15 protein-coding genes and 1 tRNA gene are annotated in these 14727 nt (G+C 70.7%); 8 read left to right on the top strand and 8 right to left on the bottom strand.

Annotated elements, in window-relative coordinates; translation table 11 throughout:
• Positions 1–36: 36 nt before the first annotated feature.
• The 5 genes from PX701_RS17050 to PX701_RS17030 all read right to left on the bottom strand — a co-directional run bounded on the left by PX701_RS17050 (position 37) and on the right by PX701_RS17030 (position 5931).
• Entirely contained in the window at positions 37–1269 is a 1233-nt protein-coding gene (locus tag PX701_RS17050; protein ID WP_231429218.1) for a PP2C family protein-serine/threonine phosphatase, read from the bottom strand.
• A 3-nt stretch (positions 1270–1272) separates the two neighbouring features.
• Entirely contained in the window at positions 1273–1830 is a 558-nt protein-coding gene (locus tag PX701_RS17045) for an FHA domain-containing protein FhaB/FipA (protein WP_231429217.1), read from the bottom strand.
• Complete coding sequence (locus PX701_RS17040; RefSeq protein ID WP_231429216.1) at positions 1827–2561, bottom strand: FhaA domain-containing protein; 735 nt, start codon at positions 2559–2561, stop codon at positions 1827–1829. The genes PX701_RS17045 and PX701_RS17040 overlap by 4 nt, the downstream gene beginning before the upstream one ends.
• A 65-nt stretch (positions 2562–2626) precedes the next feature.
• The gene (locus PX701_RS17035) at positions 2627–5146 is read right to left on the bottom strand and encodes a glycoside hydrolase family 65 protein (protein WP_275506976.1); all 2520 of its coding nucleotides are present in this window, start codon (positions 5144–5146) and stop codon (positions 2627–2629) included.
• A complete protein-coding gene (locus tag PX701_RS17030) occupies positions 5143–5931 on the bottom strand; it encodes an HAD family hydrolase (protein ID WP_420831087.1) in 789 nt (262 codons plus the stop codon). Before PX701_RS17030 ends, PX701_RS17035 begins: the two co-directional genes overlap by 4 nt.
• 221 nt (positions 5932–6152) lie before the next feature.
• Here PX701_RS17030 and PX701_RS17025 point away from each other — a divergent pair.
• Positions 6153–6236 (top strand) — tRNA-Leu (locus PX701_RS17025).
• 66 nt (positions 6237–6302) lie between these two features.
• On the opposite strand, the gene PX701_RS17020 is transcribed toward PX701_RS17025, so the two are convergent.
• Positions 6303–7136, bottom strand: coding sequence for an alpha/beta fold hydrolase (locus PX701_RS17020; RefSeq protein ID WP_231429214.1), 834 nt, complete (start codon positions 7134–7136; stop codon positions 6303–6305).
• A 142-nt stretch (positions 7137–7278) separates the two neighbouring features.
• Between PX701_RS17020 and PX701_RS17015 the strand changes: the two genes are divergently transcribed.
• On the top strand, positions 7279–7788 hold the full coding sequence (locus PX701_RS17015; protein WP_275506975.1) for a CGNR zinc finger domain-containing protein: 510 nt from the start codon (positions 7279–7281) through the stop codon (positions 7786–7788).
• A gap of 114 nt (positions 7789–7902) precedes the next feature.
• Positions 7903–9423: an SPFH domain-containing protein gene (locus tag PX701_RS17010; RefSeq protein WP_275506974.1), complete on the top strand. Its 1521-nt coding sequence runs from the start codon at positions 7903–7905 to the stop codon at positions 9421–9423.
• 108 nt (positions 9424–9531) lie between these two features.
• Here PX701_RS17010 and PX701_RS17005 read toward each other — a convergent pair whose 3' ends face one another.
• On the bottom strand, positions 9532–10128 hold the full coding sequence (locus PX701_RS17005; RefSeq protein WP_231429211.1) for a GNAT family N-acetyltransferase: 597 nt from the start codon (positions 10126–10128) through the stop codon (positions 9532–9534).
• A gap of 269 nt (positions 10129–10397) precedes the next feature.
• Here PX701_RS17005 and PX701_RS17000 point away from each other — a divergent pair, with 269 nt between their 5' ends.
• The gene (locus PX701_RS17000; protein WP_275506973.1) at positions 10398–10907 is read left to right on the top strand and encodes a nucleoside deaminase; all 510 of its coding nucleotides are present in this window, start codon (positions 10398–10400) and stop codon (positions 10905–10907) included.
• Between the two features lie 61 nt (positions 10908–10968).
• Complete coding sequence (locus PX701_RS16995; RefSeq protein WP_231429209.1) at positions 10969–11643, top strand: GntR family transcriptional regulator; 675 nt, start codon at positions 10969–10971, stop codon at positions 11641–11643.
• Positions 11644–11747: 104 nt separating this feature from the next.
• Here the strand turns inward: PX701_RS16995 and PX701_RS16990 are convergent, their stop codons facing one another.
• Positions 11748–12521: an SOS response-associated peptidase gene (locus PX701_RS16990; protein WP_275506972.1), complete on the bottom strand. Its 774-nt coding sequence runs from the start codon at positions 12519–12521 to the stop codon at positions 11748–11750.
• 81 nt (positions 12522–12602) lie between these two features.
• Here PX701_RS16990 and PX701_RS16985 point away from each other — a divergent pair, with 81 nt between their 5' ends.
• The 3 genes from PX701_RS16985 (at position 12603) to PX701_RS16975 (ending at position 14676) form a co-directional block, all read left to right on the top strand.
• Positions 12603–13172 carry a TetR/AcrR family transcriptional regulator gene (locus tag PX701_RS16985; protein ID WP_275506971.1) on the top strand — a complete coding sequence of 190 codons (570 nt, stop codon included), beginning with the start codon at positions 12603–12605 and terminating at the stop codon, positions 13170–13172.
• Positions 13173–13240: 68 nt separating this feature from the next.
• Positions 13241–13909: an ABC transporter ATP-binding protein gene (locus PX701_RS16980; protein ID WP_275506970.1), complete on the top strand. Its 669-nt coding sequence runs from the start codon at positions 13241–13243 to the stop codon at positions 13907–13909.
• Positions 13906–14676 (top strand): ABC transporter permease, encoded by a 771-nt coding sequence (locus PX701_RS16975; RefSeq protein ID WP_275506969.1) that lies wholly within the window; start codon positions 13906–13908, stop codon positions 14674–14676. Before PX701_RS16980 ends, PX701_RS16975 begins: the two co-directional genes overlap by 4 nt.
• Positions 14677–14727 lie beyond the last annotated feature (51 nt).

The following is a 14727-nucleotide window of genomic DNA, read 5'->3' as shown; positions in this document are numbered from 1 at the left end:
GCGGTCACGACGCCCTGCGTGGGCAGGTCGGAGCGGTCAGTCAAGGGACGCCTCCAATCGCTCCACGATCTGGGATGCCTCGGCGAGCGAGCCCGCGCTGATGGTCTGCTCGACGCGCTGCTGGTCGTACGTGCGCAGCTCGGACACGTCGATCTCGGTCTCGCGGTGCAGCTCGTGCAACGAGATGGGGCCGAGATTCTGCTGGATGCCCTGGTAGATGGCCACCCGGCCGTTCGACTCGCCGACGTAGTAGCGCGTCTGCGTCCACTGGTAGCCGAGCACGACGGCCGCGACGATCGCGGCGACGAAGAGCGTGATCCACACGCCCCACACGATGCGGCGGCGGCGCCGCCGGCGCTCGTCCTCCTCGATCAGCTCGTCGAAGTAGTCGGCCGAGTCGGGCTCGAAGTGCGTCTCCTGCACCGGGTGCGGCCGGAACGGCGTCAGGCGGATGCCCCGGGGCTTCACGGGCTCGGCGGCGGCGCCGAACGCGAGCGGGGCGGCGGCGGAGCCGACGATGAGCGGCGGCGTCGCCGGGGCGGCGGGCTCGCCGATGTCGACCACGACCACCGTGACGTTGTCGGGTGCGCCGCCGTCGAGCGCAGCCTTGACGAGTCGGTCGGCGACCGGCTTGGCGCCCGCCTCGGAGGACATGAGCTCGTGGATGTCGTCGAACGCGACGACGCCCGAGAGTCCGTCGGAGCAGAGCATCCAACGGTCGCCCTCGCGGGTGTCGAGCACCATCTGGTCGATCTCGGGCGACGCCTCGACATCGCCGAGCACGCGCATGAGCACCGAACGACGGGGGTGCACCATCGCCTCTTCGGCCGTGATGCGGCCGGCGTCGACGAGCCGCTGCACGAAGGTGTGGTCGGTCGAGATCTGGCTGAGCTCGCCCGAACGGAGCAGGTAGATGCGCGAGTCGCCGATGTGCGAGATCACGATGCGGTCGCCCAGGTGCAGCATGGCGCTCACGGTCGTGCCCATGCCGGTGAGCTCGGAGTGCTCGGCGACGGTCTCGGCGAGTCGGCGGTTCGCCGCGATCAGGGCGCCCTCGAGCGCGGCGGCGGCCTCGGGGGCGCTGTCGTAGTCGAGGTCGGCGTCGGCGATGCGCCGCGTCGCGATCGCGCTCGCGACATCGCCGCCCGCGTGACCGCCCATGCCGTCGGCGACGAGGAACAACCGGCGTCCGGCGTAGCCGGAGTCCTGGTTGTTCGAGCGGATGCGCCCGACATGCGAGACCGCTGCGCTCGCCTTGACCGCCGGCATCGGTTACCGCCGCAGCTCGAACGTCGTCGCGCCGACCTTGACGGTGGCTCCGAGCGGGATGGGCGTGGGCACGGTCACTCGGGAGCCGTTGAGGAAGGTGCCGTTCGTCGAGTCGAGGTCCTGGATCATCCACCGGCCGTTCCACAGCATGAGCCGGGCATGGTGGGTCGAGGTGTAGTCGTCGCGGATGATGATCGCCGAGTCGCTCGACCGGCCGATCGTGATCTCGTCGGTGCCGAGCGGGAACTCGGTGCCCGACTTCGCGCCGTTCGTGATGATCAGGCGCCGCGCGTTGTCGCTCGAGGCGAGCTCGCCGTTGCCGCCGGACGGCGGCGTCGTGACCGCCTCAGTCGGCGCGGCCGCCGCGGCCGGCGCGGATGCGACCGGCGAGCTCGGGAACGAACTCGCCGTCGGTGCGGACGCGGCCGCCGCGTCGGGCTGGAGCTTGCGCACGCGCTGGCCGAACAGGTCGCTGCGCAGCGCGTACACGATCGCGAAGATGAACACCCACAGGAGCAGCAGGAACGCGAGCTGGAGGACGAGGAGGGTCAGTTCGCTCATACGGTCGGCCCCCAGAATCCGCCCATGTCGTGACGACGGGTGGCCGACGGCGGCTCGCCGCCGCCGGCGGCCTGGGCGAGCACGCGGAACACGATGCGCGATCGCCCGATCGTGATGACGGAGTCGGGTGGCAGGATGGCCTCCTTCACGGGGGCGCCGTCGAGCTGGGTGCCGTTGGTCGAGCCGAGGTCGCGCACGCGGGCGCGCGATCCGTCCCACTGGACCTCGGCGTGGCGGCGCGAAGCGCCCGAGTCGTCGAGGGTGACGTCGGCCTCCGAGCCGCGGCCGATGACCGTGCGGCCCTTGATGATCGGGTAGCGCTTGCCGTTGACGTCGAGCACCGGGGTCCAGGCCACCTGGCCCTTCACGTTCTGCGAGTCCACCTGCACCATGCCGACGCTGAGGCCCTCGTCGGACCGGAGCGCGATCGTGATGCCGCCGGCGAACTGGAAGTGCTGGCTCGCCGCGTGCTTCTGCACGAGGTCGACCAGCTCGTCGATGAGTGCGGGACCGAGCCCCGACATGTGCTCGTGGTCGGTCGGCGACATGCGCACGACGAAGTTGTTCGGCACGAGCACGCGGTCGCGCGAGACCACGGCCGCCTTCGTGTCGATCTCGCGCTTGAGCGCCGAGGTGATCTCGACCGGTTGCAGCCCCGAACGGAAGGTCTTCGCGAACGCGCCGTTCACGGCGCGCTCGAGACCTTTCTCGAAGTTGTCCAGTAGGCCCACAGGTCTCCCGATTCCGGTGTCTGACTTCGCGTCATGTTAGCGCGAGCGGCTGGAAACACCCCGGATCAGTCGATCGGGATGACGGTTTCGATGTCGTCGGCGTCGAGCGACAGGGTCGGGATGGACGCCGTGAGCAGGGTACCGTCGGCCCGGCGCGTGCCCGCGACATCCTGCATCGTCGGCGAGCCGTAGAGCCGCGGCCCCTGGCCGTCGAGCGGCACCGACACCGGCGCGTCCGCCGTCACCGTCACCTCGACGCCGCGCACCGAGAGCGTCGCGGCGGTGCCGGCTTCGACCGTGAACGCGATCTGCTCGGGGGTCAGCTCGACGCGGACGCGGGTGCCGAGCACGGTGACCCTGAAGGTGAGCCCCGTCCAGCCGTCGGGCAGGCGCGGGTCGAACGTGAACCGGCCGCCGTGGTCGCGGAATCCGCCGAAGCCCGAGACGAGCGCCGACCACACGCCGCCCGTCGAGGCGACGTGCACGCCGTCGGCCGCGTTGTGGTGCAGGTCGGCGAGGTCGACGAACAGGGCCGATCGGAAGTACCGCATCGCGAGCTCGTGGTAGCCGACCTCGGCCGCGACGATCGACTGCACGACCGCCGACAGCGTCGAGTCGCCCGTCGTCAGCGGGTCGTAGTACTCGAAGTTCGCGCGCTTCGCCTCGGCCGTGAATCGGTCGCCCTGCAGGTAGAGGGCGAGCACCACGTCGGCCTGCTTGAGCACCTGGAAGCGGTAGATGACGAGGGGGTGGTAGTGCAGCAGCAGCGGACGCCGGTCGTCGGGCGTGTTCTCGAGGTCCCACAGCTCCTTCTGCAGGAACGCCGAATCCTGCGGGTGGATGCCGAGCTGCTCGTCGTAGGGGATGTGCATGTGCGCCGCCGCGCGCCGCCAGCTCGCGACCTCGGCCGGCGTGACGCCGAGTCGATCGACGAGCCGGTGGTAGGCCGCCGCATCGTTCACCTGCAGGTTGTCGACCGCGCCCGCCGCGGCCGCGAGGTTCGCGCGCGCCATGACGTTCGTGTAGAGGTTGTCGTTCACGACGGTCGTGTACTCGTCGGGACCGGTGACGCCGTGGATGTGGAACACGTCGTCGGCGTTCGACCGCCAGAAGCCGAGGTCCTCCCACATGCGGGCGGTCTCGACGAGGACGTCGATCGCGCCCCGGCCGAGGAAGTCGTCGTCGCCGGTCGCGGCGACGTACTGGCACAGGGCGAAGGCGATGTCGGCGTCGATGTGGTACTGCGCCGTGCCCGCCGCGTAGTACGCGCTCGACTCGAGGCCGTTGATCGTGCGCCACGGGAAGAGTGCTCCGCGCTGGTTGAGCTCGAGCGCCCGGGCGCGCGCGGCGTCGAGCATGCGCTGCCGGAAGCGCAGCACGTTGCGGGCGACGATCGGCGCCGTGTACGTGAGGAACGGCAGGACGTAGATCTCCGAGTCCCAGAAGTAGTGCCCGCCGTAGCCGGAGCCCGACACGCCCTTGGCCGCGACCCCGCCGCCGTCGGTGCGCGCCGTGGCCTGCGCGAGCTGGAACAGGTTCCAGCGCGTCGCCTGCTGCAGCATCGGCCGGCCCGCGATCTCGACGTCGGAGCGGGCCCAGAAGTCGTCGAGCCACGACCGCTGCTGCGCGAACAGCTCGCCCGTGCCGATCTCGGCGGCCCGGTCGAGCGTGCGATCGCAGCGGTCGGCGAGCTCGCGCGCGGGCACCTTGCGCGCCGTGTGGTAGCTGATCGTCTTCGTGATGCGGATCGGCATGCCCTGCTTCGCCTGCACCCGGTACACGTGCTTCGCGAGGTCGTCGCCGATCGTGCCGCTCTCGGTGAACGGGTTGTCGGTCGTGATCGCGTGCTCGGCGCCCACGGCGAGGGTCATGCTCGAGTTCGTGCACTGGTAGCCGAGCATGTAGCGGCCGCCCTCGGTGCGCTTGACGCGCGGCTGCAGCACCCGGTCGTTGAACTGCTCGGCCTTGCGCGGATCGAAGGCGCCGGGGGTCTGCGCCTCCTGCTGGACGCCAGAGCGGTACTCGTCGCGGCCGTCCTGGCGGTTGAGGATCTGGCTCGAGATCGTCACGGCGGCGTCGGCGTCGAGCAGTTCGACCTCGTAGTCGACGACCGCGAGGTGCCGGTCGGTGAAGCTCGTCATGCGACGGCTCGTGATGAGCACGCGCTTTCCGGCCGGCGTTCGCCACTCGATCGACCGGCTCAGCGCGCCGAGGCGGAAATCGAGTCGCCGCTCGTACGAGAGCAGCTCGGCCTCGGTGAGCACGAGCGGCTCGTCGTCGACGTAGAGCCGGATGATCTTCGCGTCGGGCGCGTTCACGATCGTCTGCCCGACCCGCGCGAAGCCGAACGCCTCCTCCGCGTGGCGGATCGGCCACGTCTCGTGGAAGCCGTTCACGAACGTGCCGTGCATGTGGCCGTCGCGGCCCTCTTCGACGTTGCCGCGGAGGCCCAGGTAGCCGTTGCCCACGGCGAAGAGGGTCTCGGTGCGGCCCATGTCGGACTCGCCGAACTCGGTCTCGACGAGCGCCCACTCGTCGACCGGGAACCTGCTGCGGTTCAGGGGGTCGTCGTCGGCGAACCTCATGTGGTGTCCTTCCGGTTCGGATCGAGATCGGGGATCAGCTCGTCGAGCTCGTCGACCACGACATCGGCGCCGAGACGCTCGAGCACGTCGCGACCGACCCCGCGGTCGACGCCGACGACGAGCCCGAAGCCGCCCGCCGCGCCCGACTTCACGCCCGACTCGGCGTCTTCGACGACGGCGCACGCGGTGGTCGGCAGGCCGAGCAGCTCGGCGGCGCGCTCGTACGTGTCGGGGGCGGGCTTGCCGGGCAGTCCCTCGCGGGCCGCGACGGCACCGTCGACGACGACCTCGAAGCGGTCGGCGATGCCCGCCGCCTCGAGCACGGACGGCGCGTTCTTCGAGCTGGAGACGACGGCTACGAGGCATCCGGCCGCCTGCACCGCGTCGAGGAAGGCGACGCTCGCCGGATACGGCGCGACGCCCTCGTCGGCCAGCGTCTCGTTAAAGGCGGCGTTCTTGCGGTTGCCGAGCCCGCACACGGTGTCGGCCTCGGGGGGATCGGCGGGTGTGCCCTCGGGCACGTGGATGCCTCGGCTCTCGAGCAGGCTCCGCACCCCGTCGTAGCGCGGCTTTCCGTCGATGTACGCGAAGTAGTCGGCGTCGGTGTACGGCGCGGCGCCGTGCGCCTCGAGGTAGGGGGTGAAGAGGCGCGACCACGCGTGCATGTGCACGATCGCGGTCGGGGTGAGCACGCCGTCGAGGTCGAAGAGCCAGCCGCGGATGTCGCGGGGCCGGGTCGCGCGTTCGGATCGCTCGTCGGGGGTGGAGGTGGGGAGATGGGTCACGGGGCGCTCCTTTCGTCGCATCGGTCGGTGGGCGCCGGTACCCGGGGTTCCGATGCTATTCCCGGCCGGCCGACGGGCGCGAGGCCGGTGCGCGACTCGGAGCGGATGCCAAGGGTTCTGCTCCGGGCGGGTCGAAGGGGTGCGGAGGCGTCTCGAATGGAGTTGTCGGCCGCGAGGTGTTAGGCTCTCGTGGCTGGACGCACTACGGTGCGACCGCACATGCGCGAGTGGCGGAATTGGCAGACGCGCTGGCTTCAGGTGCCAGTACTCGCAAGGGTGTGGGGGTTCAAGTCCCCCCTCGCGCACGAACAGAAGAGCCCCCGCGGTCGCGGGGGCTCTTCGTCGTTCGAGGATGGTTCCCTCGGCCGGGTCTACTTCGCGAGGAAGGCGAGCAGCGCCTCGGTGACCTCGTCGCCGTGCGTCCAGAGCAGCCCGTGCGGCGCGCCCTCGATCTCGACGTAGTCGGCAGCGGGGAGTCGCTTCACGAACTCGCGGGCGGTCGAGTCGATCGGGAGGATGCGGTCGGCGGTGCCGTGCAGGATGAGGCTCGGCACCTCGACCTTCGCGATGTCGTCGCGGAAGTCGGTGAGCCAGGACTGCACGACCGCCGACGAGGCGTACCAGGAGGCGCCCGCCGCCGTGTTCCAGCTCGCGCGGACGGCCGCATCGCTGATGCGGCTGCCGAGCGTCTCGTCGAGGTTGTAGAAGTTCTGGAAGAACTCGTCGAACCAGGCGTAGCGGTCGGCCTTCGCCGCCTGCTCGATGCCGGCGAAGACCTCGGCGGGAACGCCGGCCGGGTTGTCGTCGGTCTGCAGCAGGAACGGCTCGAGCGAGGCGAGGAAGGCGGCCTTCGCGATGCGCTCGCCGCCGTACGCACCGAGGTAACGGCCGAGCTCGCCCGTGCCCATCGAGAAGCCGACGAGCACGACGTCGCGCAGGTCGAGCGTCTCGAGCACCGCCTTCAGGTCGTGGGCGAACGTGTCGTAGTCGTAGCCGGTGGTGGGCTGGCTGGACTTGCCGAAGCCTCGCCGATCGTAGGTGATCACGCGGTAGCCGGCCTCGAGCAGCGCGGCCGACTGCTTCTCCCACGATGCGCCGCTGAGCGGGTAGCCGTGGATCAGCACGACCGGCTGCCCGGACCCGTGGTCCTCGTAGTACAGGTCGATGTTCTGCGAGTTCTCGGTTCCGACGGTGATGTACGACATGGGGTCCTCCTGGGTTCCTTCCGGTATAACTGGATTGCAGTTTCAATCCGGTTAGTTCTGGTGTGGATGCAACGCTATAACCCCATCGCTATTCCATGCAAGTTAGAATTGGGGAACACCGGATGAACCCCGAGGAGCCGTCATGACCGAGCCCGTCGCCACCGCAGGGCTGCTGCTCGACCTCGTCAACTCGCGACTCGTCTACGACGATCGGGTCGACGACGAACTCGACGACGAGCGGGGGGCGGCTTGGCTGCGTGCCCACGGAGTCCCCGCCGAGGCATCCGACCTCGACGACGCCCGAGCGGTGCGCGACGCGCTCGTCGCGGTGCTGCGCGGCACCCGCTCGCCGGATGCGCTCGAGCCCTGGCTCGTGGCGATGACCCGCCGGCCCGAGCTCGCCGCCGAGGGAGGGCTCGTCTGGCGCGACCGCGACGAGGCGGGCCGCCGCATCGGCGGTTCCGCCATCCGTGAGTGGGCGGCGCTGCAGTCCCCGTCGGGGTCGCGCATCCGGCCGTGCGCCGCGCCCGACTGCCAGCACTTCTTCATCGACACGAGTCGCGGCAACGCGCGGCGGTGGCACTCGATGGAGAGCTGCGGCAACCGTGAGAAGGCACGTCGCCACTACGCGAAGGCCGTCACTGCGGGCTGAGCCGCCCGAGCTCGGCGAACGGGCAGGCCTGCCCATTGCGCCACTGGGCGCAGGCCGCCATTCTTGAGCAGGGCCACCCGAGGCCCCCGACCCGAACCCGCCCGAGAGGACCCAATGCTCGAGTTCTTCGCCGCCGCCCCGATCATCGGCATCGTCATCCTTGCCGTCATCGTCGTGATCGCCCTGTGGATCTGGGCGAAGGTGCTGTACCGCAACGTCTCGCCCGACGAGGCCATCGTCGTCACCGGCAAGCGCTCGCGTCGCCGCGTCGTCGACGGCGTCGACACCGAGGAGTCGGGGCAGCGCGTCGTGCACGGCCAGGGCGTGTGGATCATGCCCTTCTTCCAGAAGGCGCACAAGATCTCGCTACGCTCGCGCGCGATCGAGATCCGCGCCGAGGCGCAGACGAACAACGGCATCACCGTGCACGTCGACGCCGTCGCGATCGTGAAGGTCGGTGACTCGGCCGCGTCGATCCGTGCCGCCGCGCAGCGGTTCCTCGGGCAGGACAAGAACATCGACATGTTCGCCCAGGAGGTGCTCTCGGGTTCGCTGCGCGCCTCGATCGGTGCGACCGACGTGCTCACGATCATCAACCGCCGCGACGAGCTCTCTGCCGCGGTGCTCGGCGTCGCCCGCGAATCGCTCGTCAACCAGGGCCTCGACGTCGACTCGTTCGAGATCAAGGGCATCTCCGACACCAACGGCTACATCGACGACCTCGGCCGTGCCGAGCAGGCGAAGGTGCGCAAGCAGGCAGAGATCGCCGAGGCCGTCGCACAGCGCGAGGCGCGCGAAGCCGTGATCGCCGCCGAGCAGACCGTCGCCGAGCGCGAGGCCGAGCTCGCCCAGCGCAAGGCGGCGCTGCAGCGCGAGACCGACAAGGCGATGGCCGAGGCCGCCGCCGCCCGCCCGCTGGCCGAGGCGCTCTCGCAGCAGGAGGTCGTCGCCCAGCAGGAGATCACCGCGCAGAAGAAGGCCGCACTGCGCGCCGCGGAGCTCGACTCCGAGGTCAAGGCCGTCGCCGACGCGCAGGCCTACAAGGTGAAGGTCGAGGCCGAGGCCGCAGCCGAGGCCGTGCGCATCGCCGCCGACGCCGATCGCATCGCCCGCACGGCCTCGGCCGAGGCGCTCAAGGCCGAGGGCCTCGCCGAGGCCGACGCGATCCAGGCGAAGGGTGCCGCAGAGGCCGCCGCGACGAAGGCCGCGGCCGAGGCCGTCGCCCAGCAGTCCGAGGCGCTGCTGCAGATGCGCGTCATCGACGCCCTGCCGCTCATCGCCCGCGAGCTCGCCGCACCGATGTCGAACATCGACCAGCTCACCGTCGTCTCGACCGACGGCGCCTCGCAGCTCGCGAAGAACGCCGTCTCGGGCATCACCGAGGTCGACGCGATGCTGAGCTCGACCATGGGCGTGGGGCTCAAGGAGCTGCTCGGCTCGATCATCGGCGGCGCGGCCGCGGGCGGTGCGGCTGCTCGCGCCGCCGACCACGACGGTGCGGCCGTCGGTGCCGCGGTCGCATCGGCCGGCGCCAAGCTCGCTGCGGCCGTCGGCCCGGTCGCCGAGCGCCTCGACGCGCTCGAGCCGCTCGTCGACGACGTGGCCGGCGATGCGGGTGCCGGCACGGCACGCTGACGCGACGTCGTCGACTCGGGGCCGGGTGATCCTTGCGGATCCCCGGCCTCGATCGCGTCACGCCGTCGAGTCGCGGCCGTCGCCAGGCCGCCGTCGCACCGCTTCGGCTCAGCCCGGAAGCTCGCACCACATCGTCGCGACGCGGCCTCCGCCGATCGGGGCCGTGAAGGCGCCGACCTCGCGGAAGCCCGCTCGCTCGTAGCGCCGGTTGTTCGCGGGGTTCGTCGACTCGAGGTAGGCCGGCAGCCCCTGCGCGGCGAACGCGCGCAGGTTCTCGGCGAGCATCTGCTGGGCGAGGCCCTCGCCGCGTCGCGACGGGTGCGTCGCGAGCAGGCTGAGGTACATGTGCGGGGGTTCGGCCGGGTGGTGGTGCTCGAACGCCTCCCAGATCTCCGCGAACGCGCGGCGCTGTTCGTCGTCGAGGCGCTCGTCGACGAAGGCCTGCACGTCGGCGAGCTGCTCGCGCGTCATCTCGTCGCCGCCCGACGGCAGCCACACCGCCACGGCGGCACCGTCGTCGACGACCCACACGGTCTCGTACCGGAGCGCGCCGCGCACGAAAGGCGCCCAGAACCGCTCGAGCGCGGTCGCGTCGCCGTCGGCGAGTCGCAGGATCGGGCCCCACGCGGGATCGTCCGCGAAGGCGAGGGAGAGGGTCTCGGAGATGGCGGGCACGTCGGCGTCGACGGCGAGTCTGAGCTGCACGAGTCCATGGTGGCACGGATGCCCCGGCTCTGAGGTGTTCGCCGATTCGACGGCATCGTCGCGGGCTGCCCTAATCGGTATACCATCATGGGCGCGCGGAGGATCGCGCGGACGCGACCGGCCGAGGGGATTCGGAGGGCGCTGCGATTCGGAGACGTTCGGTTCCCGGGTTGCAGCAGCGTCGCGTGATCGCGCATTCTCCGCGTGATCGCTACGCTCGCGAGGCAGAGCCCGCGAGGGACGGGTTGCCAGGCAGAGGAGACGAACGGATGACCCGACGAGACCCCCGACCGCCCACCACGGCCGACGTGGCGCACCTGCGACGCTGCGTCGACCTCGCACGCGAGGCGCTCGACTCCGGCGACGAGCCGTTCGGCTCGCTCATCGTCGACGCTGAGGGCCGCCTGCTGTTCGAGGACCGCAACCGCGTCGCGGGCGGCGACCAGACGAGGCATCCCGAGTTCGAGATCGCGCGCTGGGCCGCCGAGCACCTGACGCCCGCCGAGCGCGCGGCGAGCACCGTCTACACGTCGGGGGAGCACTGCCCCATGTGCTCGGCCGCGCACGCGTGGGTCGGCCTCGGCCGCATCGTCTACGCGGGCAGCACCGAGCAGCTCGTCGCGTGGCGACGGTCGTGGGGGCTGCCCGACGGGCCCGTTGCCGCGCTGCCGATCGGCGAGATCGCACCGGGCATCGACGTCGCCGGCCCCGCGCCCGAGTTCGCCGACGAGCTGCGTGCGCTGCACGCCCGCTGGGCCGGAGTCGACGATCGCGTCTGACGGCGCATCACGCCCCCGTCGTGCCGCGGCACGAGCGGACGCGGATGGAACAATGGTGCGCATGAGTGCGCCCGACGTGTTCGAACCGGAGTCCGTGCGGGTCACCCGGCGGATCCGCGACGAGATCCTCGACGGCGTGCGACTGCCCGGATCGAAGCTCGTCGAGCGCGACCTCGCCGAGGAGCTCGGCGTCAGCCGGGTCCCCGTGCGGGAGGCGCTGAAGACGCTCGTCGCCGAGGGGCTCGTGACCCCGCGCCCGCGCACCTGGGCGGTCGTGCGGGAGTTCACCCCTGCCGATGTCGCCGACCTCAACGAGGTGCGCTCGGCGCTCGAGGTGCTGGCCTTCCGGCTCGCGGCCAACCGGCGCACGCGCGAGGGCCTCGAGCGGCTGCGCGCGGCACTCGAGACCGAGCTCGACGCGGCGCGCGCCGGCGACGCGGCGCGTGCCCGCCGCGCTGCGGCCGACTTCCACGAGACCGTGACGGCGATCGCGGGCAACGACCTGCTGTTCGAGATCGACGGGCTGCTGCGCAGCCGGATCCGGTGGTTGCTCGTGCAGCACGAGGACCTCGACCGGGTCGCGGCAGAGCACCAGGCGCTCTACGACGCGATCGCGCAGCGAGACGTGACCCGCGTGAGCACGCTGATCCTCGCGCACATGGGCAACATCAGGTACCTCGACGACCCGACCTGGCGCGAGGACGATCCGCTGCTCGGGGCGGCGCCGGTCGAGTAGGCACGGGCCCGTGGTCGAGCGGCGACGCAGGAGCGCAGCGAGATCGGATCTGGGTCTCGACAGGCGGGCTCCTTCGTGGCTCGCTGCTCGCCTGGCGAGGTCGCTCAGACCTCGGAGGACAGCGGGTCGATGAGCGTGGGGTCGCCGGGGTCGATCGCGCGGTGGTTGTTCACGCGCGGGTCGACCTCGTACTCGGTGATCGTCGGCGCGACGCGGTCGGACGCCTCGATCAGGAAGTCGACCATCGCCTGCATTCCGCCCGCGTCGAGCTTCACCGGGTCGAGGTACCGCTCGATCTCGTCGAGCGGCAGGTACACCGGCATGCGGTCGTGGATCTCGCCCGAGGCGTCGCGCGCCTCTCTCGTGATGATCGAGGTCGACACCTGCCACTCGCCGTCGGGCAGCTTGCGCGCGGTCGAGATGCCGGCCGCCGCGAGCACGTCGCCCTCGCCGTGCAGGTAGTGGGCGTGCTTCTTGCCGGGCTCGCCCGTCCACTCGAAGTAGCCGCGCATCGGCACGATGCATCGGCCCTGGGCGAACGCGCCCTTCCACAACCCGTTGGTGGCGACCGTCTCGATGCGGGTGTTGAACTGCGGGCGCTTCGCATCTTTCATGAACGACGGGTGGAAGTTCCACACGGCCGGCTCGAGCCGCCGCACGAACTCGCCCGTCTCGCGATCGGCGCGTTCGCGGACGATTGGCACCGTATCGGTCGGCGCGAGGCTGAAGCTCGGCTGCCAGTCGTCGAAGTCGTTCTCGGCGTCGAACACCGCCGTGAGGTCGTCGACCTTCTGCGAGACCACGAATCTGCCGCACATGGATGCCTCCTGGTCGATGCCGCCCGGGTTCACCACCAGCCTGCCACCGAGCACCGACACGCGAGAAGCAGCCGGCGAGCCGAGGTTGCGCCAGCCGCAACGCCTGCCACGCGGGTTATGTTAGTGACTAACATTGGTGACGTGGGTGATGACACGAGACCAGGGCGAGCGACGTCGACGCGGGCGCGGCTGACCGAGGCGGCGGTCGAGTTGTTCGAGGTGCGCGGGTACGAGCAGACGACGGCGGCGCTGATCGCCGCAAGGGCGGGCGTCTCGGAGATGACGTTCTTTCGCCACTTCGGCACGAAGGAGGGTGTGCTGTTCGATGACCCGTATGATCCGATGATCGTTCGGGCGGTTGCCGCTCAGCCGCTGGATCTCCCGCCGGTGCGCCGAGTGGTCGAAGGGCTTCGCCAGGCATGGTCGGCGATGTCGTTCCCCGACGCCGAACTGGTGCGGCGCCGGGTACGGGTCGTGAGCTCCACCCGGTCGCTCAGGGCCGGCATGTGGGCGAACATGCAGCGCACCGAGGACGGGATCGTCGAGCAGCTGGTTCTGGATGGGACGCCCGAGCCGGTCGCGCGGATGGCCACCGCCGCGGTGCTGGCGGCGGTCACCCAGGCGCTGCTGGCCTGGGCCGCCGACGATGGTGAGACCCTTGAAGCTCTGCTCGCGCAAGCGTTCGAGGTTGTGGCGGGGGGCCCGCGTTGAGCGAGGGGATGGCGCTGGAATGGGTGACGCGCTCATATCGAGGAGGTGCCGGCGTCCGGGATCTCGTGATGACGATCGAACCCGGAGAAGTGCATGCCCTGATCGGGTTGAACGGTGCGGGGAAGTCGACACTGATGAAGCTGTTGCTCGGCATGCTGCGTCCGGAGCGCGGGGTGATCCGTATCGCCGGCACCGATTCGAAGCGCGTCAGCCCGGGGGCGTGGTCGCGGTTCGGGCAAGCCGTCGAGGCTCCGCTCGTCTATGGCGAGTTGACCGTGCGCGGCAACCTCGCCGCCGCGGCGGCGCTCCGCGGCATCCCCCGCCGGGACCGGGACGCCGTCGTCGGCTACGGAATCGACGCACTGGACCTCGCCCGCTACTCCGGGTCACCGGCGCGCACGCTGTCACTGGGGAATCGTCAACGACTCGGGCTCGCGATCGCGTTGCAGCATCGGCCCGACTATCTGGTCCTCGATGAGCCGACGAACGCGTTGGATCCGAGGGGCACCCTGCTGCTGCGCGACCTCCTGCTCGAGCGGGCCCACGCCGGGGCAGCGGTGCTGATCTCGAGCCACCACCTGGATGAAGTGGCCCGGATCGCCGATCGGATCACAGTCATGAACGCCGGCCGCCTCGTCGGCACGCTCGATCCCACCGAACCGAACCTCGAACACGCGTTCTTCAGCATGGTCCTGGACGACGATCGCGAGCGAGCCCGCGACGGGGACACGGCATGAACCGGCCTGCCGGGCTCGGTGCGGCGCTGGGCATCGAGATTCGCAAATTCCTCTCTGCGCGACTCCCCATGGTGACCGCAGCCATGGTCGTCGTCGGTGCGGCCGCGATCGCCAGTTCGGTGGTGCTGGCCGCGGCCGGCGGGTCACCCGATCTGGTTGCGAAGCTCGGTCCACTCGCCGCACAGGGCGGATGGGCCGGCTATCTCTCCGCCGCGACCCAAGTGACCTCCGCCGGCGGGTTCCTCGCCTGCGGTGTCGTCGCCAGCTGGGCCTACGGTCGTGAGTTCACCGACGGCACGATCGCCGGCCTCTACGCCTTGCCGGTGCGCCGCACCACGATTGCGGGAGCGAAACTCACCGCCTACCTGGCATGGGCTCTGGCCGCCTCGGTGCTCCTCGCGGCTGCGCTCCCACTGGTCGGCCTCGTCGCCGGGTTCGGGACGCTCGGGCCTGCGGAACTCGGCGCACTGTGGCGGTTGGCGGCTCTCACGCCCCTCACCGCGCTCATGGCCGTCCCCGCGGCATGGATCGCAACGCTCACCCGCGGCCCACTCGGCGGCATCGCGGCAACCGTCGTCCTGGTCGCGAGCGCTCAGATCTTGGTGCTCTCCGGAGCCGGGGAGTGGTTCCCCCCTGCAGTGCCAGCGCTCTGGGCGATGGCACCAGCTGCGACGAACCCGGCCGCGCTGCCGATCGCCCTGTGGTGGCCGGTGCTCGCGACTCTGCTGACCCTGGGGAGTTGGCGACGACTACAGCTGGACCACTAGGGCGTGTCTCCTAATGGGTGGGTGGCGCGCGGGATGATACTCGGGTGCCTC

Source organism: Agromyces chromiiresistens (assembly GCF_029167465.1).
GTDB classification, from domain to species: domain Bacteria; phylum Actinomycetota; class Actinomycetes; order Actinomycetales; family Microbacteriaceae; genus Agromyces; species Agromyces chromiiresistens.
Note: the sequence above shows the minus strand (reverse complement) of the source record. Positions and strands in the feature narration are given on the sequence as shown.